General features: G+C 73.5%; 22 protein-coding genes. 15 read left to right on the plus strand and 7 right to left on the minus strand.

Annotated elements, in window-relative coordinates; genetic code table 11:
• The first annotated feature begins 124 nt into the window (after nt 1–124).
• From BJ961_RS08515 to BJ961_RS08550, 8 genes are all read left to right on the plus strand, one after another.
• On the plus strand, nt 125–988 hold the full coding sequence (locus BJ961_RS08515; protein WP_271320690.1) for a helix-turn-helix domain-containing protein: 864 nt from the start codon (nt 125–127) through the stop codon (nt 986–988).
• 91 nt (nt 989–1,079) lie between these two features.
• Complete coding sequence (gene rimO / locus BJ961_RS08520; protein WP_271320691.1) at nt 1,080–2,561, plus strand: 30S ribosomal protein S12 methylthiotransferase RimO; 1,482 nt, start codon at nt 1,080–1,082, stop codon at nt 2,559–2,561.
• Nucleotides 2,558–3,346: a CDP-diacylglycerol--glycerol-3-phosphate 3-phosphatidyltransferase gene (gene pgsA, locus BJ961_RS08525; RefSeq protein WP_271320692.1), complete on the plus strand. Its 789-nt coding sequence runs from the start codon at nt 2,558–2,560 to the stop codon at nt 3,344–3,346. The genes rimO and pgsA overlap by 4 nt, the downstream gene beginning before the upstream one ends.
• Nucleotides 3,343–3,888: a CinA family protein gene (locus BJ961_RS08530; RefSeq protein ID WP_271320693.1), complete on the plus strand. Its 546-nt coding sequence runs from the start codon at nt 3,343–3,345 to the stop codon at nt 3,886–3,888. The genes pgsA and BJ961_RS08530 overlap by 4 nt, the downstream gene beginning before the upstream one ends.
• Nucleotides 3,889–3,997: 109 nt before the next feature.
• Nucleotides 3,998–4,378: a helix-turn-helix domain-containing protein gene (locus tag BJ961_RS08535; RefSeq protein ID WP_217163829.1), complete on the plus strand. Its 381-nt coding sequence runs from the start codon at nt 3,998–4,000 to the stop codon at nt 4,376–4,378.
• A 215-nt stretch (nt 4,379–4,593) separates the two neighbouring features.
• Nucleotides 4,594–5,064, plus strand: coding sequence for a Dps family protein (locus tag BJ961_RS08540; RefSeq protein ID WP_271320694.1), 471 nt, complete (start codon nt 4,594–4,596; stop codon nt 5,062–5,064).
• Between the two features lie 6 nt (nt 5,065–5,070).
• Nucleotides 5,071–5,343, plus strand: a complete 273-nt coding sequence (locus BJ961_RS08545) for a hypothetical protein (protein WP_271320695.1) — start codon at nt 5,071–5,073, stop codon at nt 5,341–5,343.
• Nucleotides 5,340–5,825: an SRPBCC family protein gene (locus BJ961_RS08550; RefSeq protein WP_271320696.1), complete on the plus strand. Its 486-nt coding sequence runs from the start codon at nt 5,340–5,342 to the stop codon at nt 5,823–5,825. Before BJ961_RS08545 ends, BJ961_RS08550 begins: the two co-directional genes overlap by 4 nt.
• 84 nt (nt 5,826–5,909) lie before the next feature.
• On the opposite strand, the gene BJ961_RS08555 is transcribed toward BJ961_RS08550, so the two are convergent.
• Nucleotides 5,910–6,740 carry an Fpg/Nei family DNA glycosylase gene (locus tag BJ961_RS08555; RefSeq protein WP_271320697.1) on the minus strand — a complete coding sequence of 277 codons (831 nt, stop codon included), beginning with the start codon at nt 6,738–6,740 and terminating at the stop codon, nt 5,910–5,912.
• A gap of 18 nt (nt 6,741–6,758) precedes the next feature.
• A complete protein-coding gene (locus tag BJ961_RS08560) occupies nt 6,759–11,693 on the minus strand; it encodes an ATP-dependent helicase (protein ID WP_271320698.1) in 4,935 nt (1,644 codons plus the stop codon).
• 182 nt (nt 11,694–11,875) lie between these two features.
• Here BJ961_RS08560 and BJ961_RS08565 point away from each other — a divergent pair, with 182 nt between their 5' ends.
• From BJ961_RS08565 to BJ961_RS08575, 3 genes are read left to right on the plus strand one after another with little or no spacing between them, the layout of a single operon-like run.
• Nucleotides 11,876–12,742, plus strand: coding sequence for an AraC family transcriptional regulator (locus BJ961_RS08565; protein ID WP_271320699.1), 867 nt, complete (start codon nt 11,876–11,878; stop codon nt 12,740–12,742).
• The gene (locus BJ961_RS08570; RefSeq protein WP_271320700.1) at nt 12,739–13,500 is read left to right on the plus strand and encodes an AzlC family ABC transporter permease; all 762 of its coding nucleotides are present in this window, start codon (nt 12,739–12,741) and stop codon (nt 13,498–13,500) included. Before BJ961_RS08565 ends, BJ961_RS08570 begins: the two co-directional genes overlap by 4 nt.
• The gene (locus BJ961_RS08575; RefSeq protein ID WP_102932689.1) at nt 13,497–13,805 is read left to right on the plus strand and encodes an AzlD domain-containing protein; all 309 of its coding nucleotides are present in this window, start codon (nt 13,497–13,499) and stop codon (nt 13,803–13,805) included. Before BJ961_RS08570 ends, BJ961_RS08575 begins: the two co-directional genes overlap by 4 nt.
• Before the next feature lie 9 nt (nt 13,806–13,814).
• Here the strand turns inward: BJ961_RS08575 and BJ961_RS08580 are convergent, their stop codons facing one another.
• Nucleotides 13,815–14,789: a hypothetical protein gene (locus BJ961_RS08580; RefSeq protein ID WP_271320701.1), complete on the minus strand. Its 975-nt coding sequence runs from the start codon at nt 14,787–14,789 to the stop codon at nt 13,815–13,817.
• An 81-nt stretch (nt 14,790–14,870) separates the two neighbouring features.
• Here BJ961_RS08580 and BJ961_RS08585 point away from each other — a divergent pair, with 81 nt between their 5' ends.
• The gene (locus tag BJ961_RS08585; protein WP_271320702.1) at nt 14,871–15,065 is read left to right on the plus strand and encodes a DUF3046 domain-containing protein; all 195 of its coding nucleotides are present in this window, start codon (nt 14,871–14,873) and stop codon (nt 15,063–15,065) included.
• A gap of 60 nt (nt 15,066–15,125) precedes the next feature.
• Nucleotides 15,126–16,415, plus strand: coding sequence for an AI-2E family transporter (locus tag BJ961_RS08590; RefSeq protein WP_271320703.1), 1,290 nt, complete (start codon nt 15,126–15,128; stop codon nt 16,413–16,415).
• A 54-nt stretch (nt 16,416–16,469) separates the two neighbouring features.
• Here BJ961_RS08590 and BJ961_RS08595 read toward each other — a convergent pair whose 3' ends face one another.
• Nucleotides 16,470–17,282 carry a hypothetical protein gene (locus tag BJ961_RS08595; RefSeq protein ID WP_271320704.1) on the minus strand — a complete coding sequence of 271 codons (813 nt, stop codon included), beginning with the start codon at nt 17,280–17,282 and terminating at the stop codon, nt 16,470–16,472.
• A 365-nt stretch (nt 17,283–17,647) separates the two neighbouring features.
• On the opposite strand from BJ961_RS08595, the gene recA reads away from it, so the two are divergent.
• The gene (gene recA / locus BJ961_RS08600) at nt 17,648–18,769 is read left to right on the plus strand and encodes a recombinase RecA (RefSeq protein ID WP_271320705.1); all 1,122 of its coding nucleotides are present in this window, start codon (nt 17,648–17,650) and stop codon (nt 18,767–18,769) included.
• A 3-nt stretch (nt 18,770–18,772) separates the two neighbouring features.
• Nucleotides 18,773–19,552, plus strand: coding sequence for a recombination regulator RecX (recX, locus tag BJ961_RS08605; protein WP_271320706.1), 780 nt, complete (start codon nt 18,773–18,775; stop codon nt 19,550–19,552).
• 278 nt (nt 19,553–19,830) lie between these two features.
• Here recX and BJ961_RS08610 read toward each other — a convergent pair whose 3' ends face one another.
• From BJ961_RS08610 to BJ961_RS08620, 3 genes are all read right to left on the minus strand, one after another.
• On the minus strand, nt 19,831–20,247 hold the full coding sequence (locus tag BJ961_RS08610; RefSeq protein ID WP_271320707.1) for a rhodanese-like domain-containing protein: 417 nt from the start codon (nt 20,245–20,247) through the stop codon (nt 19,831–19,833).
• Complete coding sequence (locus BJ961_RS08615) at nt 20,244–20,795, minus strand: cupin domain-containing protein (protein WP_271320708.1); 552 nt, start codon at nt 20,793–20,795, stop codon at nt 20,244–20,246. The genes BJ961_RS08610 and BJ961_RS08615 overlap by 4 nt, the downstream gene beginning before the upstream one ends.
• Nucleotides 20,796–20,878: 83 nt before the next feature.
• On the minus strand, nt 20,879–22,708 hold the full coding sequence (locus BJ961_RS08620; RefSeq protein WP_271320709.1) for an FAD-dependent monooxygenase: 1,830 nt from the start codon (nt 22,706–22,708) through the stop codon (nt 20,879–20,881).
• Between the last annotated feature and the right edge of the window lie 94 nt (nt 22,709–22,802).

Here is a 22,802-nt window from a genome sequence, read left to right on the forward strand (position 1 = left end):
CACCATCGGTGTGCCGGGCCATTCCGATGGCGTAAAGGTCGTACCGCCCGGTTGCCCCGCCCCGTTGCACCCCTCCTAGACTGAACGCCCAGCACAGGCGGCTAAACGCTCGAAAGGCGCCCCCGTGTCCAACGGCAACTCCCCCGAAGACGAGCGTCCGATCGAAGACGTGTCCCACGACGTCCCTGAAGGCGTTTCCGAGGAAGCCCGCCCCTCCGTCGGCCGCGCCCTGCAGCAGGCCCGGATCGACGCCGGGCTGACCGTCGACGACATCTCCACCGCCACCCGGGTCCGTATCGCCATCGTGCACGCCATCGAGGCGGACGACTTCACGCCCTGCGGCGGCGACGTCTACGCGCGCGGCCACATCCGCACCCTCGCCAAGGCCGTCGGGCTCGACCCCGCCGACCTGCTCGCGCGGTTCGACGCCGAGCACGGCGGGCGCCCGGAGCCGACCGGCGCCGCGCCCCTGTTCGAGGCGGAACGCATCCGCCCCGAGCGGCGTGGACCCAACTGGACCGCCGCCATGGTCGCCGCGATCGTCGCCGTGATCGGCTTCGTCGGCTTCACCTTCGTCAAGGGCGGCGACGACGGCGGCAACGAGGCGAGCGTCGCCGAGGGCGCCCAGCCGTCGTCCGGCGAGTCCGCCTCGTCGAGCACCGGACCGAAGAAGCCGGCCGCCCCCAAGCCGGAGCCGAGCGACAGCGCCATCGCCGCCGCGCCCGCGGACAAGGTCACCGTCAAGGTCAGTGCCACCGACGGCCGCAGCTGGATCTCCGCCAAGGACCACAACGGACGCCTGCTCTTCGACGGACTGCTCAAGCAGGGCGACACCAAGACCTTCCAGGACAACGAGAAGGTCGACCTCGTCCTCGGCGACGCCGGTGCCATCCAGCTCTACGTCAACGGCAAGAAGATCGAGGACGACTTCCAGCCCGGCGCCGTCGAGCGCCTGACGTACACGAAGGGCGACCCGCAGGCCGGATAGCGGACCGGAGAAGCGAGTCACCACGGGGTTGGCCGGAGTCGGTCAACCCCGTCGACGTGGGCCGTCGGCGGGACGAAGTAGTCTTGAGCCCATGCCTGAAAGCCGTACCGTCGCACTCGTCACCCTTGGCTGCGCCCGTAACGAGGTGGACTCGGAGGAGCTCGCAGGCCGTCTGGAGGCGGACGGCTGGAAGCTCGTCGAGGACGCCGAGGAAGCGGACGTCGCCGTCGTGAACACGTGCGGCTTCGTCGAGGCCGCCAAGAAGGACTCCGTCGACGCCCTCCTGGAGGCCAACGACCTCAAGGGCCACGGAAGAACCCAGGCCGTGGTGGCCGTGGGCTGCATGGCCGAGCGGTACGGCAAGGAGCTGGCCGAGGCCCTCCCGGAGGCCGACGGCGTCCTCGGCTTCGACGACTACGCCGACATCTCCGACCGGCTCCAGACCATCCTGAACGGCGGCATCCACGCCGCCCACACCCCCCGCGACCGGCGCAAGCTGCTGCCGATCAGCCCCGCCGAGCGGCAGGAGGCCGGCGCCTCGGTCGCCCTGCCCGGACACGGCCCGACCGACCTGCCCGAGGGAGTGGCCCCCGCCTCCGGGCCGCGCGCCCCCCTGCGCCGCCGCCTGGACGGCTCGCCGGTCGCCTCGGTGAAGCTGGCCTCCGGCTGCGACCGGCGCTGCTCCTTCTGCGCCATCCCGTCCTTCCGCGGCTCCTTCATCTCGCGTCGCCCCAGCGACGTGCTGAACGAGACACGGTGGCTGGCCGAGCAGGGCGTCAAGGAGATCATGCTGGTCTCCGAGAACAACACCTCCTACGGCAAGGACCTCGGCGACATCCGCCTGCTGGAGTCGCTGCTGCCGAACCTCGCCGACGTCGACGGCATCGAGCGGGTGCGCGTCAGCTACCTCCAGCCCGCCGAGATGCGCCCCGGGCTGATCGACGTGCTGACCTCCACCGAGAAGGTCGTGCCCTACTTCGACCTCTCCTTCCAGCACTCCGCTCCGAACGTGCTGCGCGCGATGCGCCGCTTCGGCGACACCGACCGCTTCCTGGAACTGCTCGACACCATCCGGAGCAAGGCCCCCGAGGCCGGTGTGCGCTCCAACTTCATCGTCGGCTTCCCCGGCGAGTCCGCGGCCGACCTCGCCGAGCTGGAGCGGTTCCTGAACCACGCCCGGCTCGACGCCATCGGCGTCTTCGGCTACTCCGACGAGGAGGGCACCGAGGCGGCGACCTACGCCGACAAGCTGGACGAGGACGTCGTCGCCGAGCGGCTGGCACGCGTGTCCCGCCTGGCCGAGGAGCTGGTCTCGCAGCGGGCCGAGGAGCGCGTAGGCGCCACCGTGCGCGTGCTGGTCGAGTCCGTGGAGTCCGCCGACGAGGGCGACGGCGTCCGCGGGCGCGCGGACCACCAGGCGCCCGAGACGGACGGCCAGGTGCTGCTCACGAGCGGCGAAGGCCTGAGTGTCGGTCGTATGGTCGACGCGAAGGTGGTCGGTACGGAGGGCGTCGACCTGGTGGCCGAGCCGCTGCCGGGGTCGCCCGAGTGGAGTGAGGAGGCCGGCAGATGACCGGAGTCCCGGCGTCCGCGGCGGGCGGCTCCTCCAGTGCGCGCAGGACCGGCCCGCGGGGCGCCTCGGGCGCGACGCCGGAACCGGCCGAGCGCACGACACCGGGGGGCGCCGTGGAACGGGATACGGCGGAACGGGGCGCGACCGAGGGCGGTGCCGCCGGACGCGGTGGCAAGATCGCGGCCGCGGCCGTCAACCAGGCGAGCGTCTGGAACGTCGCCAATCTGCTGACGATGCTCCGGTTGCTCCTCGTGCCGGCCTTCGTCGCGCTGATGCTCGGCAACGGCGGGTACGACCCGGCCTGGCGGTCGTTCGCCTGGGCGTCCTTCGCCGTCGCCATGATCACCGACCTCTTCGACGGGCATCTGGCGCGCACCTACAACCTCGTCACCGACTTCGGGAAGATCGCCGACCCCATCGCCGACAAGGCGATCATGGGAGCGGCGCTCATCTGCCTGTCCGCGCTGGGCGACCTGCCGTGGTGGGTGACGGCCGTCATCCTCGGCCGGGAACTCGGGATCACCGTCCTGCGTTTCGTGGTCATCCGGTACGGCGTCATCCCCGCGAGCCGGGGCGGGAAGCTCAAGACCCTCACCCAGGGCATCGCCGTCGGCATGTACGTCCTGGCGCTGACGGGGCCCCTGGCCACCCTGAGGTTCTGGGTGATGGCGGCGGCGGTCGTTCTGACCGTGGCGACCGGGCTGGACTATGTGAAGCAGGCCATTGTGCTGCGCCGCCGGGGAATCGCCGAACGCAGAGCGGCGTTGAAGGAGACGGAAGCTTGAGTTCCACGGCCGCCGACGTGGTGCGACTACTCACGGTCAGGGGCGAGACCCTCGCGGTCGCCGAGTCCCTGACGGGTGGAATGGTCGCTGCCGCGCTCACGGCGGTCCCCGGGGCCTCGCAGGCCTTCCGCGGCTCGGTCACCGCCTACGCGACGGAACTGAAGCGGGAACTGCTCGGCGTCGACGGCGAGCTGCTCGCGGTGCGCGGAGCGGTGGACCCGCAGGTGGCGGCCCGGATGGCAGCGGGCGTGCGTACGGCGCTGGGCGCCGACTGGGGCATCGCGACGACGGGCGTAGCCGGCCCGGACCCGCAGGACGGGCAGCCCGTGGGGACGGTTTTCGTGGCCGTGGACGGGCCCGTCGCAAGCGGCGTGGGTCGCGCCCATGGCGGAAAAGTGGAGGCGCTGCGGTTGAACGGCGACCGCGCGGAAATTCGTATGGAGAGTGTACGGAGCGTACTCGCACTTCTTTTGAGGGAGCTTGCGAGCGAACAGACCGGGAATGAGCGGGCACAGGATACGGAACGGAACGGGGGGTTTTGATGTTTGCAGCCCTGAGTGAACACGACATCGCTCCCCGCACGGCCGCGGCGCGAGGCGGTACGGTGGGGCGTGAAGGATGCGGTTACACGGTCCGAGGAGGGAGCCACCGATGATTCTGCTCCGTCGCCTGCTGGGTGACGTGCTGCGTCGGCAGCGCCAGCGCCAGGGCCGTACTCTGCGCGAAGTCTCCTCGTCCGCCCGAGTCTCACTCGGCTATCTCTCCGAGGTGGAGCGGGGGCAGAAGGAGGCTTCTTCCGAACTGCTCTCCGCCATCTGCGACGCGTTGGACGTACGGATGTCCGAGCTCATGCGGGAAGTGAGCGACGAACTCGCCCTCGCCGAGCTGGCACGGTCCGCCGCGGCGACGCCCAGCGAGACCGTTCCGGCACCGGTGCGCCCGATGCTCGGTTCCGTCTCGGTGGCCGGTGTGCCACCGGAACGGGTGACCATCAAGGCGCCCGCCGAGGCAGTGGACGTCGTCGCCGCCTGAGCGCCCGAGAACGTGTGCGTGTGAAGACCCCGGCCGGGGTCCCTCCGGAAGACCGGAGCGACCTGGCCGGGGTTTTCGCCTGCCGGGCGGGTCGCCGCGTACAGGTGCCGGGCCGCGTGGGCTGCCGCCGGAAGCGCGCCCGCCGGTTTGCCGGTCCGTTCGGGTGCGGTCATCGTGGAGGGAGATGGCCGGGGGGCGAACCGACGGAGGCGTGGATGTACGTCGTGAAGAGCCCGTTGTCCGACGCGGACCTGAAGACCGTCTCCGAGGCGTTGCAGGGCGCCCTCGTCGACCTGGTCGACCTGGCCCTGGTGGCGAAGCAGATCCACTGGAACGTGGTCGGGCCGCGCTTTCGCTCCGTGCACCTCCAGCTCGACGAACTCGTCGACACCGCCCGCGCGCACTCGGACACCGTGGCGGAGCGTGCCTCGGCGCTCGGTGTGTCCCCGGACGGGCGGGCCGCGACGGTCGCCGTCGGCAGCGGCATCGACGTGACCCCCGAGGGCTGGGTCGACGACACCACCGCCGTACAGACGATCGTGGACGCACTGGGCGCGGTGATCGGGCGGATGCGTGAACGGGTGGCGGCCAGCGACGACCCCGATCCCGTGAGCCAGGACATCTTCATCCAGATCACGGCCGATCTCGAGAAGCAGCACTGGATGTTCCAGGCCGGAAACGGATGACGTGGGATGGCCTCGGCGCGGACGGCCCGCCGGGCGGCCGCGCTGGGCCTCGGCGCGCTGTGGTGGTGGGCCGTGCTGCGCCTGGCGCTGGAGCCCGGCGCCGGGGTGCTCGAAGGGGCGGTCGCGGCCGGCGGCTGGGGACTGAGCGTGCTGCCGGTGCACTGTGTGCCGCGGCGCCGGGCCGCCGGGGCACTGGAGGCCGGGCGGTGGCGGCGGGCCCTGCGCGGGACGGCGCCGGAGCCCCGAGCACACCCGTCGACGGAAGGACGGAGCCCATGAGCGTCACCGGCTTGGACAAGGACCTCGACAACCTGACCCTCACCCTGGTCGCCGACTTCGCCGCACCCGCGGAACGCGTGTGGCGGCTGTGGTCCGACCCCCGGCAACTGGAACGCTGGTGGGGTCCCCCCGCCTTCCCGGCGACGGTGGAGGAGCACGACCTGACCCCGGGCGGGGACGTCACGTACTACATGACCGGCCCGGAGGGCGAGAGGTACCGCGGCTGGTGGCGGGTGGCCACGGTCGACGCACCGAGGTCCCTGGAGTTCACCGACGGATTCGCCGACGCCGACGGGGTACCGGACGCCGCCATGCCGACGACCGCGAACCGGGTCACCCTCACGGAGCACGACGGCGGCACCCGCCTGGAGATGCGGGCGGTCTTCGACACCACCGAGCAGATGGACCGGCTCATGATGATGGGCATGGACGAGGGGCTGCGCGAGGCGGCCGGCCAGATGGACGCCCTGCTCACCGGCTGATCCGTTCCTGCGGCCCGCTCCGCGATCCCCTCCCGCCGGGCCCTCCTGCGCGGCCCTCCCGCGCGGGCCGGGAGCGAGACCTCCTCAGCGCCGCCGCCGGGCGCCGACGGGACCCCCCGGACGCGGTGCGGGCCCGCTCTGGCAGGTCGGGCACCAGTACGTGGGGCGCTCGCGGGAGCCGTCGCCCTGGTCGGCCACGCGGACCGACGTCCCGCAGCGCAGGCAGGGGCGGGGCGCCCGGCCGTACACGAACAGGTCCTGGCCGCGCAGGCCCGTCGTACGGCGGACCGGGCGGTCGCGGTTGGCCTCCAGCAGCCGCTGCGAGAGCACGGGCAGGTGCGCGGCCCGGTCGGCGGGCAGCTCACCGACCGGCAGCCACGGCGTGACACCGAGCAGGAAGCAGATCTCGCTCTTGTAGACGTTGCCGACACCGGCGAGATTGCGTTGGTCGAGCAGCGCTTCGCCGAGCGGTCGGGCCAGGTCCGCGCGCAGGTTGGCGAGGGCCTGCCGGGGATCCCAGTCGGGGCCCAGCAGATCCGGGCCGAGATGGCCCACGACGCGCTGCTCCTCGGCGGTGCGCAGGATCTCCAGCACCGGGAGGCGGTAGCCGACGGCGGTGCGGTCGGCGGTGGAGAGGACCACCCTGATCTGGTGTGCCGGACCGCCGCTCCAGCGCTGACCGGGCGCGAACACCTTCCAGGAGCCGTCCATCCGCAGGTGCGAGTGCACGGTCAGGCCGCCCTCGACACGGGTGAGCAGGTGCTTGCCGCGAGGGGTGACGTCCAGGACGGCACGGCCCGTGAGGTCGGCCGTCGCGTACCGGGGGACGCGGAAGTCGCTGCGGGTGAGCACCTTGCCCGCCAGGGCGTCGTGCAGCCGCCGCGCCGCCTGCCAGACCGTGTCACCTTCGGGCATGGCTCAAGGGTGACAGGCTCACGCCCGGATGCGCAGGCCGCGCGGCGTGGCGATGAACCCCGCCTCCTCCAGGAGCGGGCCGAAGGGGGACGTCAGAGCCGCCGCGCCGTTGACACGCTCCACCGTGACCGTACCGAGGGAGCCGCCTCGGGCGGCCTCCGCGAGCGCCTCCGTGGCGGCTCGCAGCCGCGGGTCGTCGCCGGGCGGATCGTCCGGGGCGGCGGGCCACAGCAGGAGTGTCTTGCCACCGCGTTCCATGTAGAGCGCCGGTTCGCCCTCGACGAGGACCACGAGGGAACCCGCCTTGCGGCCCGGTTTGTGCGTGGCACCGGCCGGCGGCTCGGGCCAGCCGAGGGCCGCGCCGTACGCGTTCGCCGGATCGGCGGCGGCCAGGACGACGGCCCGCGGGCCGACGGCGGTACGGCCGCGACGGCCGGGGAATCCGGTGTCGTACGGCGTGCGCGGGCCGCCGAAGCCGCTGTGCGGACCGCCTCCGCGCGGACCGCCGGCACCGGGCTCGGCGTAGTCGCGCGGGGAGATGAAGTCGCCGCGGGAGGGTGGGCGGCCCAGGCCGTCGGGGTCGGTGAAGACGTCGTCGAAGGGGGCCGCGCCTTCACTGACTCCGTCGCCCCCCGGGGCGAGGCCGCCGAAGGGGTCCGGATCGCCGGGGCCGCCGCCGGGGAACCCGGCCCGCCCCGGCGGGACGTCGCCGCGTTCGCGGGCGTTCGCCACCGCGCGCAATCGGTCCACGGCACCCTCCATGGCGAACTGCGCCGCCCCGAGCCCTTCCACGACGTAGCCGCGCCGGGTTTGGCCGCTCTCCTCGAACGCGGCCAGGATCCGGTACACCGCCGAGAAGCCGCCCTCGACGCCCTCCGCGGCGACGGCGCCACGGGTCACCACGCCGTGCCGGTCGAGGAGCGTGCGGGCCAGAGCGTGCGCGCGCACCGTGCCGTCGGCCTCGCGGGCCGGGAGCAGCGACCAGCGGCCCGCGACCGTCGGTGGGCCGGTGCGGGACGCCGGACGGGCGGCGGCCGTCAGCGAGCCGTACCGCCCCCGGGGCACCGCGCGCTTGGCGCGGTGGGCGGTGGAGCCCGCGGTGCGCCCGGAGCCCAGCAGGGAGCGCAGGGGCGCGAGCGTGTCGTTGGTCAGCCGCCCGGACCAGGCCAGGTCCCACAGGGCGTCGGCCAGCTGCGGATCGGTGGCCTCCGGATGGGTGGTGGCGCGGACCTGGTCGGCGATCTGCCGGAAGAACAGGCCGTACCCGCCCGAGAGGGTGCTCAGCACGGACTCGTGCAGGGCGGTCTCCTCCAGCGGGTGCGGCGGCGGCAGGAGGAGCGGCGCGGCGTCCGCCAGGTAGAGGGAGACCCAGCCGTCCTTGCCGGGCAGCGAACCCGCGCCCGCCCACACCACCTCGCCGGCGGCCGTCAGCTCGTCCAGCATCGCGGGGTTGTAGTGCGCCACCCGGGACGGCAGGACCAGCTTCTCGAGGGCGGAGGCGGGCACGGACGCGCCCTGCAGCTGCTCGACCGCGCGGACCAGCCCGTCGATGCCGCGCAGGGTGTGCCCCTTGCCGATGTGCTGCCACTGGGGGAGGAACTGGCCGAGGGCGGCCGGCGCCACCGGCTCCAGCTCGTGCCGGAGCGCGGCCAGGGAACGGCGGCGCAGCCTGCGCAGCACGGTCGCGTCGCACCACTCCTGGCCGATGCCCGCCGGATGGAACTCGCCCTGCACGACCCGCCCCGTCCCGGCGAGCCGCTGCAGGGCGCCCTCGGTGACCGCCACGCCCAGGCCGAAGCGGGCCGCCGCCGTGACCGAGGTGAAGGGGCCGTGGGTGCGGGCATGGCGGGCGAGCAGGTCGCCGAGCGGATCCTTGACCGGCTCCGTGAAGGCCTCAGGCACACCCACAGGCAGCGCCGTGCCCAGCGCGTCGCGCAACCGGCCCGCGTCCTCGATCGCCGCCCAGTGGTCGGCGCCGGCGATGCGCACCTTGATCGCGCGGCGGGCCGCGGCCAGCTCGGGCGCCCACTGCGGTTCGGCGCCCCGCTCGGCCAGCTCCGCGTCCGTCAGCGGACCGAGCATTCGCAGCCGGTCCGCGACGCCCTCCGGATCCTTGACGCGGCGGTCCTCGGTGAGCCACTGCAGCTCGCGCTCCAGCTCGGTGAGCACCTCCGCGTCGAGCAGCTCGCGCAGCTCCGCCTGGCCGAGCAGTTCGGCCAGCAGCCGCGAGTCCAGGGACAGGGCGGCGGCCCGGCGCTCGGCGAGCGGAGAGTCGCCCTCGTACAGGAACTGGGCGACGTAGCCGAAGAGCAGCGAGCGGGCGAACGGGGACGGCTCCGGCGTGGTGACCTCGACCAGGCGCACCTTGCGGGCCTCGACGTCGCCCATCAGCTCGACCAGGCCGGGCACGTCGAACACGTCCTGGAGGCACTCGCGCACCGCCTCCAGGACGATCGGGAACGAGCCGTACTCGCTCGCCACCTCCAGCAGCTGCGCGGCGCGCTGGCGCTGCTGCCACAGCGGGGTCCGCTTTCCGGGGCTGCGGCGCGGCAGCAGCAGCGCGCGGGCGGCGCACTCGCGGAAACGGGACGCGAACAGGGCCGAGCCGCCCACCTGGTCGGTGACGACCCGGTCGACCTCACCCTTGTCGAAGACGACGTCGCCCGCGCCTACGGGGGCCTTCTCGGCGTCGTACTCGAGGCCCGGCTTCGCGGGGTCCTGGTCGAGGAAGTCCAGGCCCATCATGTCGGCGTCCGGCAGGCGCAGCACGATGCCGTCGTCGGCGTGCATGACCTGCGCGTCCATGCCGTACCGCTCGGACAGGCGGGCGCCCAGGGCGAGGGCCCACGGGGCGTGCACCTGGGCGCCGAAGGGGGAGTGGACCACGACCCGCCAGTCGCCCAGCTCGTCCCGGAAGCGCTCGACGACGATGGTGCGGTCGTCGGGGACGTGGCCGCAGGCCTCCCGCTGCTCGTCGAGGTACGCCAGGACGTTGTCCGCGGCCCAGGCGTCCAGGCCCGCCGTGACCAGGCGCAGCCGGGCGTCCTCCGTGGAAAGGGCGCCGACCTCGCGCAGGAACGCGCCCAGCGCCCGGCCCAGCTCCAGCGGACGGCCCAACTGGTCGCCCTTCCAGAACGGCAGCCTGCCCGGCACCCCCGGAGCGGGGGAGACCAGGACCCGGTCGCGCGTGATGTCCTCGATCCGCCAGGAGCTGGTGCCGAGCGTGAAGACGTCCCCCACCCGGGACTCGTACACCATCTCCTCGTCCAGCTCGCCGACCCGGCCGCCGCCCTTCTTCGGATCGGCACCGGCCAGGAACACCCCGAAGAGCCCGCGGTCGGGAATCGTGCCCCCGGACGTCACGGCGAGCCGCTGCGCTCCCGGACGGCCGGTGACCGTGCCGGCGACCCGGTCCCACACCACGCGCGGACGCAGCTCGGCGAAGGCGTCGGAGGGATAGCGGCCCGCGAGCATGTCAAGGACCGCGGTGAACGCCGACTCCGGCAGCGAGGCGAAGGGCGCGGCGCGGCGGACGGTGGCGAGGAGGTCGTCGACCTGCCAGGTGTCCAGCGCGGTCATCGCCACCAACTGCTGGGCCAGCACGTCCAGCGGGTTGGCGGAAATCCTCAGGGCCTCGATGGCGCCGCTGCGCATCCGCTCGGTGACCACGGCCGACTGCACCAGGTCGCCGCGGTACTTGGGGAAGACCACGCCCGTGGAGACCGCGCCGACCTGATGCCCCGCGCGGCCGACGCGCTGGAGGCCGGAGGCGACCGAGGGCGGCGACTCGACCTGGACGACCAGGTCGACGGCGCCCATGTCGATGCCCAGCTCCAGGCTGGAGGTCGCGACGACGGCGGGCAGCCGGCCCGCCTTGAGGTCCTCCTCGACGACGGCGCGCTGCTCCTTGGACACCGAGCCGTGATGGGCGCGGGCGATCACGGGCGGGGCGCCCTGGGCGGCACCCGAACCACCCATCAGCTCGGCGGGGGAGTGATGCTCGTCCAGGGGCTCGCCGGTCGCGCGTTCGTACGCGATCTCGTTGAGCCGGTTGCACAGGCGCTCGGCCAGCCGCCGCGAATTGGCGAAGACGATCGTGGAGCGGTGCGACTGGACCAGGTCGGTGATCCGCTCCTCGACGTGCGGCCAGATCGACGGGCGTTCCGCGCCCTCGTTGCCGTCCGCGACCGGGGAGCCGCCCAGCTCGCCGAGGTCCTCGACCGGCACCACGACGGACAGGTCGAACTCCTTGCCCGACTCCGGCTGGACGATCTCGACCCGGCCGCGCGGGGCGAGGAACCGGGCGACCTCGTCCACCGGCCGGACCGTCGCCGACAGCCCGATGCGGCGGGCCGGCTTCGGCAGCAGCTCGTCCAGCCGCTCCAGGGTGAGCGCGAGATGGGCGCCGCGCTTGGTGCCCGCCACCGCGTGCACCTCGTCCAGGATCACCGTCTCGATGCCGGTCAGCGCGTCGCGCGTGGCCGACGTCAGCATCAGGAACAGCGACTCCGGGGTGGTGATCAGGATGTCCGGCGGCCGGGTGGACAGGGCGCGGCGCTCGGCGGCCGGGGTGTCGCCGGACCGGATGCCGACCTTGACCTCGGGCTCGGGCAGCCCGAGGCGTACGGACTCCTGCCGGATGCCGGTCAGCGGGCTGCGCAGATTGCGCTCCACGTCGACGGCCAGGGCCTTGAGCGGCGAGACGTACAGGACGCGGCAGCGCTTCTTGGGGTCGGCGGGCGGGGGCGTCGAGGTCAGCTGGTCCAGCGCGGCGAGGAAGGCGGCCAGCGTCTTGCCCGAGCCGGTGGGGGCGACCACCAGCACGTCCGAGCCCTCCGAGATCGCCTGCCACGCGCCCGCCTGGGCGGAGGTGGGCGCGGAGAACGCCCCCGTGAACCAGCCGCGGGTCGCGGGGGAGAAGCCGTCCAGGGCTCGGTGTGCGGAGCTGACCATGGATCCATCGTGCACCCGGGCACTGACAATCGGAGCCCGAGCCGGACCCGGCCGCCGAGCGTGCCGGGTGGGCGGGGCGGCCGGCCGCCGGGGTGGAAGGGCCCGGTCGGGCCGTCGTCGGCAGGGCGGAGGACAGGTGACGGGTGACGGGTGACGGGTGACGGGTGACGGACAATGGGGGCATGGCGGGATCGGGCGAGCGGGCACGGCACTGGCGGTACGCGGAGCTGCCCGACGTCGACCTGCTCCGTGCCCAGTACATAAGGAAGACCTTCGTGCGCCACACGCACGAGCACTTCGTCATCGCCGCCATCGCCGCGGGCGTGGAGGTCTTCCACCACGGCGGGGGCGACCAGTACGCCGGGGCGGGATCGCTCGCCCTGGTCAACCCGGACACCCCGCACACGGGGCGGGCCGGAGTGCCGGAGGGGTGGCGGTATGGAGCCGTGTACCCGGCGCCCGAGCTGGTGGCCGGGATCGCGGCGGAGACGACGACGCTGCGCGGGACGCCCGGTTTCGTCCGGCCGGTGCTCGACGATCCGTACACCGTCGAGCTGGTGCACCGCGTGCTGCGGGCCGCCGACGACGGGAACGCGCTCGCCGCGGACACCCTGCTGAGAGTGGCCGTGACGCGGCTGCTGCGCCTCAACGGCGGCCCGCTGCCCCGGCGCCCGGTGCGGACGGCCGGAGCAGGAACGGCGGCACGCGCGCGTGCCGTGCTGGAGGCGCGGATGGCCGACCCGCCGAGCCTGGAGCGGCTCGCCGGAGAGCTGGGAAGCAGCCCCTTCGCGTTGCTGCGGGCCTTCCGGGACGCCTACGGGATGCCGCCCCATACCTGGCTGACGGACGCCCGGGTACGCCGGGCACGACGGCTGCTGGACACCGGGACGTCCCCGGCCGAGGCCGCCGTCGCTGTGGGCTTCACCGACCAGCCGCACCTGAACCGGCACTTCGCGCGCATCGTGGGCGTGCCGCCCGGCGCCTACCGGCGGGAGCGCAAGAACGTACAAGACACGAGGCGAGGACCGCTCCTACCGTTCGAGGCGTGAGAGAACAGACAGCCCTTCCCGACGCGGGTGCCGCCGACGGCAAGCCGGACGCCGCCGTCGTACGGGACGCCCTCGGGGTCGGAGTCGCCGTCGGACTGTCCGGGTTCGCCTTCGGGGTGACCTCGGCCGGCAGCGGACTCACCCTGGCCCAGACCTGTGCGCTCAGTCTCCTGGTGTTCACCGGGGCGTCCCAGTTCGCGCTCGTCGGGGCACTCGCGGCCGGCGGCAACCCCCTCACCGCGGCGGCGGGGGCCTTCTTCCTGGGCGTACGCAACGCGTTCTACGGGCTGCGGCTCTCGCAGCTGCTGGCCCTCCCGCGCGCGGTGCGCCCGTTCGCCGCACAGTGGGTCATCGACGAGACGACCGCCGTGGCCCTCGCGCAGCCCACACGGCGCGGCGTCCGGATCGGCTTCACCGTCACGGGGCTCACCCTCTACGTCCTGTGGAACCTCACCACACTGCTCGGTGCGCTGGGCGCCGAGGCCATCGGGGACACCGACGCCTGGGGTCTGGACGCGGCCGGACCCGCGGTCTTCCTCGCGCTGCTCGCTCCGATGCTGAAGTCCGGCACCGAACGCGCCGTCGCCGCCCTGGCCGTGCTCCTGGGGCTCGGTCTGCTGCCCGTGCTCCCGGCGGGCGTGCCCGTGCTGACGGCCGCGCTGGCGGCACCGATCGTCCTGTGGGCGCGTGGACGCCGCTCCGGCGGCGCCGGGGACGGGGCGGACCGTCCGGTCGGTGCCGGGGAGGGGGAGCGATGAGCGTGTGGATCGCGATCGGCGTGACCGCGGTGGGCTGCTACGCGGTCAAGCTCCTGGGGCTGCTGGTGCCCGCGGGCGCCCTGGAACGGCCCCTGGTCCGTCGGCTCGCCGCCCTGCTGCCCGTCGCCCTCCTCGCGGCGCTCACCGCCCAGCAGACCTTCGCCGACGGGCAGGCGCTCGTGCTGGACGCGCGGGCCGCGGGAGTCGCCGCCGCCGCGGTGGCGCTGCTGCTGCGGGCGCCGTTCCTGCTCGTGGTCGCGGCGGCCGTGGTGGTCACCGCGGGCGTACGGGCCATGGGCGGCTGAGCCGACCGGTCAGTCGAGGGAACGGCCGTACGCGCGCAGCGTGCGCAGAGCCCCGATCGTCACCCAGGGACGGGCCTCCAGCGTCGGCCCGGATGCCGGGCCGGGCCGGCGGACGGGCCAGCCGCCGTCGTCCTCCTGCCGCGCCGCCAGGAAGTCGAGGGAGCGGGCCATCTCGCCGTCGGTGAACCACGCGCGCGCGAGGGAGAGCGGGTCGCTCGCGTAGTCGTGCGGGAAGCAGTGCTCGCCGGGGGCGTGGCCGCGCGGGACGGGGTACGCGGCGAGGTCGTCCGGGTCCAGAACGGCGAGGCGATGCTCGCGCACCAGGAGACCGAGCCGGGCGGCCGCGGCACGCGCGCGTGGGCGGTCCGGAGCGGCGTCCAGGAAGGCCACGGCGGCCTCGATCTCGTACGGGTGCGAGATCCCCGGGGACTCGACCGCCTGCCAGCAGAAGTCGGTGGCACGGAACAGCCAGGCGTGCCAGACCTCGTTGCGGTGCAGCAGACCGACCACCGGACCGGTGGCGAGCAGCTCGCCCCGGGGACCGCCCGCGACCGGCACGGAGGGTGCGGCCGGATGTCCGCGCAGGCTCGGACGCTCCGCCGGCAGGGCGCCGTCCGAGGCGGATACGGAGGTGAGATAGCGGCACACCCGTTCGGCACGCTGCCCGCCGCAGCGTCCTACCGCGTCCAGCACGCGCAGGGCACGCGCGGTGTGCGACGGCCGGCTGACGGGGCCGCGCGGATCGGGCTCCAGGGCGTGGCCGTAACCGCCGTCCTCGTTGCGGTAGGCGTCCAGCGCGGCCTCCACCGGGTCGGTGCCCCCGTCACGGAAGTGGTGGGCGAAGAGGCGCTGCTCCAGCACGCGCGCGGTGAGCCACACGAACTGCTCCGCCCGCGCGAGCGGTGAACGCGGGGCGAGGACGCCGGGCGTCGTCGCCACCGGCGGCGGGGAGGTGGGGAGTGGGGAAGCTCCGGTTTCGGCCATGGGACAGACCGTAGGCCGCGAAGCGGTCCCGGCAGGCGGTCCCGGCTCAGGGCCCACTCTCAGGGGCGGGATACTGGTGGCATGCGGTTGACGGTCTTCTGGGAGCGGATGACGGATCACTTCGGTCCGGGGTACGCCGACACCTTCGCGCGCGATCACGTGATGGCGGAGCTGGGCGGGCGTACGGTGCACGAGGCGCTGGACGCCGGCTGGGACGCCAAGGACGTGTGGCGGGTCGTCTGCACCGCCATGGACGTGCCGCGGGAACAGCGGTGACGGCCGGTGAAGATCCCCGGACGGGGCTCCCCCGTCGGTGGCGTGGGCGAGACTTGCTCCGTGGCATCCACTGACGAGACCGGGCAGACGGCCCGGCACGCATCCCCGGTCGGCACCACGCCGCCCACCGGCCCACCCGCCGACGGCGCCGCCGGGCCGGGCGCCCGCATGCCGCGCTGGCTGCCGCGCGCCATGGTGCTGGCCCTCGCCCTCATCGCCGCCTTCCAACTGGGCAGCTGGGCCTTCCACCAGCTCACCGGGCTGCTGATCAACATCCTCATCGCGTTCTTCCTGGCCCTGGCCATCGAACCGGCGGTGAGCTGGATGGCGGCGCGCGGCATGCGCCGGGGGTTCGCCACGTTCCTCGTCTTCCTCGCCGTACTGATAGCCGCCGCGGGGTTCGTCACCCTGCTCGGCTCCATGCTCGCGGGCCAGATCGTCAAGATGGTCGAGGACTTCCCGGAGTACCTCGACTCCGTCATCAACTGGATCAACGGCCACTTCCACACCGAGTTGAGACGGGTCGACATCCAGGAGGGGCTGCTCCGCTCCGACTGGCTGCGCAACTACGTGCAGAACAGCGCGACGGGCGTCCTGGACGTGTCGGCCCAGGTCCTCGGCGGCCTCTTCCAATTGCTGACGGTCCTGCTGTTCTCGTTCTACTTCGCCGCCGACGGCCCCCGGCTGCGGCGCGGACTCTGCTCCGTCCTGCCGCCCGCCCGCCAGGCCGAGGTCCTGCGCGCGTGGGAGATCGCCGTGGACAAGACCGGCGGCTACCTGTACTCACGCGGGCTGATGGCACTGATCTCCGGCATCGCGCACTACATCGTCCTGGAGATCCTGGCGGTGCCCTACTCCCCGGCGCTCGCGGTGTGGGTGGGCCTGGTGTCGCAGTTCATCCCCACCATCGGCACCTATCTCGCGGGCGCCCTGCCCATGCTGATCGCCTTCACGGTCAACCCGTGGTACGCGCTGTGGGTGCTGGTCTTCGTGGTGATCTACCAGCAGTTCGAGAACTACGTACTGCAGCCCAAGCTGACGTCCAAGACCGTGGACATCCACCCCGCCGTCGCCTTCGGCTCGGTCATCGCGGGCACCGCCCTGCTCGGCGCCGTCGGCGCGCTCATCGCCATCCCGGCGGTCGCCACGCTGCAGGCGTTCCTCGGCGCGTACGTCAAGCGCTACGACGTCACGGACGATCCTCGCGTACTCGGGCGCCGGAGCCGCCGGGCGGCGGAGCCCGGCACATCCACGCGCCTGCGCACCCTGTGGACCCGGCACCCGGAGCAGGGCCCCACGGAGCAGGAACCCCCGGACCAGGAGCCTCCGGAGCAGGGGCCGGAGAAGTGACGTCCGATGGCGGGGGCGCCGGGCGGCGGCTCCCTCTGAGCGGACGGCGCCGCGTCAGTAAGTGAGAGCGGCCCGCACACCGGCGCCGACGACGGCGGCCGCGTAACAGCAGACGGCCCCGGTCACGACCCGCTGCCGCACCTTCTCGCTCCACGGGGTGTGGTCCAGCAGCAGGGCCAGTGCCGGAAGGACCAGCACGGCGTGCAGGGACACCCCGTGCAGCGGCTTGAGCCATGCCGTGGAGTGGTAGGCGTCCTCCTGGTGACCGGTGCGGGTGAGCGCCACACCGCGCGCGATCATCGCGGCGCCCGAGGTGAGCCCGACGAGCAGCACCGCGAACCCGGAGCGCACCGCCAGGGCCATCCCCGCCGGGCCCGTGGGGCGGCGGAGGAACGAGACGAGGGCGAACGCGGTGAGCAGCACGACCAGAACGCCCCCGCCCACCGCGAGCGTCAGGGACACGGCCGTGTTGAAGGGCGTCTCCATGTTGAGGTGCGAGGGCACCTCGCGCCACGCCTGGAGGGTGATCCCGCCCACCTCGACGAGGCAGTCGGCCGCGAACACCACCAGCAGCACGGCGCGCAGCCGCGGCCGGACGGCCAGGTACGAGGTGATCCAGGTGACCGCGATCAGCGTCACCCCGAAGGACAGCCCGAACGTCACCGGTTTCCGCCAGGACACCGGCCCGTCCCAGGGCCCGCCGGCCACCGCGAACACCACCAGGTGCGCGAGGCCGGAGAGGATCAGCAGGAGGCCGGTCACGAGGCACAGGCGCGGCACGGGGGAGCGGTCGGCGGGTGCGGCCTCGGGGACGGGGGCGGCGGGTCCGGTCCTGTGTGCGGTCGTGGAGATCCTCGCGTTCTGCATGGCTGGAGCCTGACAACGAGTCGTCCCTGCCGTCGTCGTCCGGCCGGAGGCATCCGCCGTACGCCGGGGGGAGCAGGGGCGGCCCCTCCGTCCGTCAGTCCGCAGGACCGCCATGCCGCCGACCGAGTCGCCGCCGGATCGGCGGACGTACGCTCGGAGGTGCCGCGTGGTGCGCTTGACACCAAAATCGAACATCCATTCTTATGGAAGCTCCGGCAAGGCTCGTGACGGGTGATTCAAGTGGGTTTGGGCGGAGAAGTGCCCGAGTTATCCACAGGCCGGACCCGCACCGGGGCCCATTGTCAGTGGCAGGCATTAGCGTCTTTGACGTGAAGCGATCGAATCAAGCAAACCGGGTGGAACCCATGGCAGGAACCGACCGCGAGAAGGCCCTCGACGCCGCGCTCGCACAGATTGAACGGCAGTTCGGCAAGGGCGCGGTCATGCGCATGGGTGACCGGACCAACGAGCCCATCGAGGTCATCCCGACCGGGTCGACCGCGCTCGACGTGGCCCTTGGTGTCGGAGGCATCCCGCGCGGCCGTGTCGTGGAGGTCTACGGCCCCGAGTCCTCGGGCAAGACGACCCTGACCCTGCACGCGGTGGCGAACGCGCAGAAGGCCGGCGGCCAGGTCGCGTTCGTGGACGCCGAGCACGCCCTCGACCCCGAGTACGCGAAGAAGCTCGGCGTCGACATCGACAACCTGATCCTGTCCCAGCCGGACAACGGCGAGCAGGCCCTGGAGATCGTGGACATGCTGGTCCGCTCCGGCGCCCTCGACCTCATCGTCATCGACTCCGTCGCCGCGCTCGTCCCGCGTGCGGAGATCGAGGGCGAGATGGGTGACAGTCACGTCGGTCTGCAGGCCCGGCTGATGAGCCAGGCCCTGCGGAAGATCACCAGCGCGCTGAACCAGTCCAAGACCACCGCGATCTTCATCAACCAGCTCCGCGAGAAGATCGGCGTGATGTTCGGCTCGCCGGAGACCACGACCGGTGGCCGGGCGCTGAAGTTCTACGCCTCGGTGCGACTCGACATCCGGCGCATCGAGACGCTGAAGGACGGCACCGACGCGGTCGGCAACCGCACCCGCGTCAAGGTCGTCAAGAACAAGGTCGCGCCGCCCTTCAAGCAGGCCGAGTTCGACATCCTCTACGGCCAGGGCATCAGCCGCGAGGGCGGCCTGATCGACATGGGCGTGGAGAACGGCTTCGTCCGCAAGGCCGGTGCCTGGTACACGTACGAGGGCGACCAGCTCGGCCAGGGCAAGGAGAACGCGCGCAACTTCCTGAAGGACAACCCCGACCTGGCCAACGAGATCGAGAAGAAGATCAAGGAGAAGCTGGGCGTCGGTGTACGCCCCGAGGAGACGGCCACCGAGCCGGGCGCCGACGCCTCCGCAGCCACGGCAGACGCCGCTCCGGCGGTGCCCGCCCCCGCGACCGCCAAGGCCACCAAGTCCAAGGCCGCGGCGGCCAAGAGCTGATCCGTGACACGACGAACCGACTGGGCCGAGTACACGGGCGGCTCCGCCGGGACCGACGACGGCGCGTACGGGGCGGCTGCGGCCCCGTACGAGACGGACCCCTCCGCGGCGGGTTCCCGTGACGACGAGGCGTGCCGAGGTGACGGCGAGGCACGCCGCACAGGGGGACGGGGCCGTGGAGCGGGAGGCGCCCGCGGGCGCCGTCGGCGCGAGCGCGCCGAGCCGTCCGCCGAGGACGGAGGTGCCACTTCCTCGTCGAGGGCCGAGAAGGGGGAGCCTCCGCGGGACCCGGTAGAGCAGGCACGGGCGATCTGCCTGCGCCTGCTCACCGGGACCCCGCGCACCCGCAGACAGCTGGCCGACGCCCTGCGCAAGCGCGAGATCCCCGACGAGGCCGCGGAAGAGGTGCTGTCCCGGTTCGAGGAGGTCGGCCTGATCAACGACGGCGCGTTCGCGGAGGCCTGGGTGGAGTCCCGGCACCACGGCCGCGGGCTGGCCAGGCGTGCCCTCGCCAGAGAGCTGCGGACCAAGGGCGTCGACGCCACGCTCATCGACGAGGCGGTGTCCCAGCTGGACTCCGAGCAGGAGGAGGAGACCGCGCGCGACCTGGTCGCCCGCAAGCTGCGCGCCACCCGGGGCCTCGACCGCGACAAGAGGCTGCGCCGCCTCGCGGGCATGCTCGCCCGCAAGGGCTACCCCGAGGGCATGGCCCTGCGGGTGGTCCGCCAGGCGCTGGAGGAGGAGGGCGAGGACACCGAGTTCCTCGGCGACGAGCACTTCTGACCCCGCGTCACGCCGACGGGGACCGACGCGACGGCAGGCGCGCACGAGCCGCCCCGGTCTCGGCGCCAGGCCGGCGCGTCCGGCACGGTACACCGCCCGCACCACTCCGTCCCAGCCGCTCGACTCTGTTCCACCCCGCCCCGGAAGCGAAGCGCCGCGCAGGGCGACCGCCGGTGCCGGACAGGGCAGGACCGTGACCGGCCACAACGGCACGGAGGGGAAACTCGCCGCGGTGAGGCACGGGCGCCTCCCCGCGACGGTTCCGACTCGGCGCGGACCTACCGCTCCGCCGACAGCTGTCCCCGGCCTGTCACCGGGAGACCCGCCGCCCGCCATGCCTGGAAGCCACCGATGAGATCGGTGGCCCGGTGCAGGCCCAGACGGTGCAGGGACTCCGCCGCCAGGCTGGAGGCGTACCCCTCGTCGCACACCACGACGACCCGCACGTCGTGGCTCACGGCCTCGGGGAGCCGGTGGCTGCCCCGCGGATCCAGCCGCCACTCCAGTTCGTTGCGCTCGACCACCAGGGCGCCGGGAATCACGCCGTCCCGACCGCGCAGAGCGGCGTACCGGATGTCGACCAGCAGTGCCGTGCCGGCCTCGGCGGCGTCGTACGCCTCCCTCGGCGCGATCCGCCGGAACCCGGCCCGCACCCGCTCCAGCAGGTCGTCGATTCCGGTCGGCTCGCCGCTCACTGCCAGTCCTGGGGGCGCTCGACCTGCTCCAGGCGCAGGGTCTGCCCGCTGCGGCTGTAGCGGCGGATCTGCGGCAGGGGCGGGTAGTAGGCGTGCACGGACACCGCGTGCCGGTCCGTCGACTCGTTGAGGACCTCGTGCACGTGGTGCCGGCCGAAGCCGCGTCCCTGGCCGGCGGTCAGCAGGCGTCCCCGGTCCACACCCTCGCTCAGCTCCAGGGTCTTCCAGCCGTCGGTGGGCAGGCGGGCCGCGAGAGCGTTCTCCTTCAGCTCGCCCGACGCGGTCACGAAGGCGCCCACGGAGTCGGCGTGGTCGTGCCAGCCGGTGCCCGTGCCGGGCGGCCAGCCGATCAGCCAGGCCTCACTGCCGCCGGGCCCGGCCAGCCGCACCCAGGTACGGCCCTCGGGGTCGAGCGGCAGGGAGGCGATCAGTCCGGCGTCGGCGGCCGCTCGCCGCACGAAGTCGAGGAGTTCCGCCTGAGTCGGGGCGTCGGTGGCCGCGGAGGAGGCGGTGGAAGCGGCGGCAGGGGAAGGGGAGGAGAGGGACACGGGTACCGTCCTGGGAGTTCGCGAGGGAGCGCGCGGCGGCACGTCGGAGCGGCGGCGCACGCGCGAAGGAAGGGAATGCGAATTCAGCAGGACGGACGACACACGCAGCCCGCATAGCGGACCAGGTCCATATGGACCCTCCGCCACAGGCGCACACAGGTGTCGGTCACGATCCGGAGTAGAGCACGACGGTGCGGGCCGGTCAACTCGGCGTCACCATGCGGACAGTGATCACCCCTCCCGGCCGTCCGGCGGCCGGGAACCAGCGGCGGTCGTACGGCCGGGACGGCCCGCTCAACGGGACCCGGCCGCCGCGCCCGCCCCTCCTCGGCCGCCGCCGCACCCGACGCCGCCCCGCCCAGCGCGCTCTCCGCGGCCGCGTAGAGGTCCGCCGGGCGCACCCCGCCCAGCGCCGTGACCAGATGCCCGTCCGGCCGCACCAGCAGCACCGTGTGGGCCGCCGCACCCGGATAGCTCTCGGCGACCAGCAGTTCGGCGTGGTGCGGCAGCGCCGTCACCGCCGCGGCCAGCCGGGGCATGACCCCGGCCGTCACCCAGTGCTTGCGGTCCCACACCCCCGTACCCGGTGCGACCAGCACCACCAGCAGCGCCCCGCGACCCAGCCGGGAGCCCAGCCGCACGAAGGTGCCGTCCTCCGCCGTCACCCGCACATCGGCGACGGGCGCCCCCGCCGGGGTGCCGACGGACACCTCCCCGGTGAGGTTCGCGGGCGCCAGGGGCGAGGCGGCGTACGTGCCGGGCTCGCCCAGCGTTCCGCGCCCCAGGTGGCCGTCGGCCAGCAGCGCGTCGTTGCCGCGGGCCGCGCCGGGGACGTAGGAGCGCAGTCCGCCGCCCCCGCGCAGCAGCGGGAGCAGCTGGTCGGCGGCGCGCAGCCGCGCGGAGATCGCCGCCCGCCGCTCCTCCTGGTAGCTGTCGAGCAGCGCCTCGCGCGGCCCGTGGTGCCAGGCCAGGGCCAGTTTCCAGGCGAGGTTGTCGGCGTCGAGGAGCCCCTCCTCGAGGCCCTGGGTGCCCAGCGCGCCCAACAGGTGGGCGGCGTCCCCGGCGAGGAGCACGCGGCCCACCCGCCAGCGGCGGGCGAGGCGGTGGTGAACCGTGTGGACACCGGTGTCGAGGAGTTCGTAGGCGGGGGTTGAACCGTCGGTCCACCCGGTGAGGGTCTCGCGGACCCGGTTCACCAGCAGTTCGGGCGTGACCAGATCCTTGCCGGGCGGCAGCAGCCAGTCCAGGCGCCACACGCCGTCCGGCAGCGGGCGGCCGACGACCTCGCCGGCCGACGGCCCGGCCGTCCGCCACGGCGGCATCCGGTGCAGCAACGCCTCGTCGGACCAGGGAAGTTCGGTGCGCAGCGCGGCGACGGCGTAGCGTTCCACCGCCGTGCGGCCGGGGAAGCGGATGTCCTGGAGCTTGCGGACGGTGGAGCGCGGGCCGTCGCAGCCGACCAGATAACTGCCGCGCCACCAGGTGCCGGTGGCGCCGCGGGTGTGGGCCGTGACGCCCGACTTCTCCTGCTCGACGGCGTCCAGACGGCTGTCCACCGCGACCTTGACGAGCGGCTCGTGGTCCAGCGCCCCGCGCAGGACCGCGGTCAGCTCGTGCTGGGCGATGTGCAGGGGAGCCGGGTCGGCGTCGTCGAATTCGACCACGCGCGTCACCTGCTTGCGCCGCATCGACCGCCATCCGGCCCAACGGCTGCCCAGCCCCGCCAGCGGGGTGCCGGTCAGCCGCTCGACGAGCGCGACGGCGTCCTCGCGCAGCACGACGGTACGCGCGGGGCGCGGTTCGTCCTTGCCCGGCCCCTCGTCGAGGACGACGCAGGGCACCTCCTGCCGCGCCAGTGCCAGGGCGAGCGTGAGCCCGACGGGCCCCGCTCCGGTGACGATCACCGGGTCCACGGCGCGGCGCCCCCTGCCCGTGGCGGTGTCCCGGGGGACGTGAGTGAACAGGACGTTTGAGCAGGGTGCACGGTCACAGAACGTATGCAACCTA

This window comes from Streptomyces lienomycini, from assembly GCF_027947595.1.
Lineage (GTDB): Bacteria > Actinomycetota > Actinomycetes > Streptomycetales > Streptomycetaceae > Streptomyces > Streptomyces lienomycini.

Excerpts from the sequence above, each read along its gene's own strand:
- rimO (WP_271320691.1), top strand. The coding sequence starts at position 1,080 with ATGCCTGAAAGCCGTACCGTCGCACTCGTCACCCTTGGCTGCGCCCGT.
- pgsA (WP_271320692.1), top strand. The coding sequence starts at position 2,558 with ATGACCGGAGTCCCGGCGTCCGCGGCGGGCGGCTCCTCCAGTGCGCGC.
- BJ961_RS08535 (WP_217163829.1), top strand. The coding sequence starts at position 3,998 with ATGATTCTGCTCCGTCGCCTGCTGGGTGACGTGCTGCGTCGGCAGCGC.
- BJ961_RS08540 (WP_271320694.1), top strand. The coding sequence starts at position 4,594 with ATGTACGTCGTGAAGAGCCCGTTGTCCGACGCGGACCTGAAGACCGTC.
- BJ961_RS08545 (WP_271320695.1), top strand. The coding sequence starts at position 5,071 with ATGGCCTCGGCGCGGACGGCCCGCCGGGCGGCCGCGCTGGGCCTCGGC.
- BJ961_RS08550 (WP_271320696.1), top strand. The coding sequence starts at position 5,340 with ATGAGCGTCACCGGCTTGGACAAGGACCTCGACAACCTGACCCTCACC.
- BJ961_RS08555 (WP_271320697.1), bottom strand. The coding sequence starts at position 6,740 with ATGCCCGAAGGTGACACGGTCTGGCAGGCGGCGCGGCGGCTGCACGAC.
- BJ961_RS08560 (WP_271320698.1), bottom strand. The coding sequence starts at position 11,693 with ATGGTCAGCTCCGCACACCGAGCCCTGGACGGCTTCTCCCCCGCGACC.
- BJ961_RS08565 (WP_271320699.1), top strand. The coding sequence starts at position 11,876 with ATGGCGGGATCGGGCGAGCGGGCACGGCACTGGCGGTACGCGGAGCTG.
- BJ961_RS08575 (WP_102932689.1), top strand. The coding sequence starts at position 13,497 with ATGAGCGTGTGGATCGCGATCGGCGTGACCGCGGTGGGCTGCTACGCG.
- BJ961_RS08580 (WP_271320701.1), bottom strand. The coding sequence starts at position 14,789 with ATGGCCGAAACCGGAGCTTCCCCACTCCCCACCTCCCCGCCGCCGGTG.
- BJ961_RS08585 (WP_271320702.1), top strand. The coding sequence starts at position 14,871 with ATGCGGTTGACGGTCTTCTGGGAGCGGATGACGGATCACTTCGGTCCG.
- BJ961_RS08595 (WP_271320704.1), bottom strand. The coding sequence starts at position 17,282 with ATGCAGAACGCGAGGATCTCCACGACCGCACACAGGACCGGACCCGCC.
- recA (WP_271320705.1), top strand. The coding sequence starts at position 17,648 with ATGGCAGGAACCGACCGCGAGAAGGCCCTCGACGCCGCGCTCGCACAG.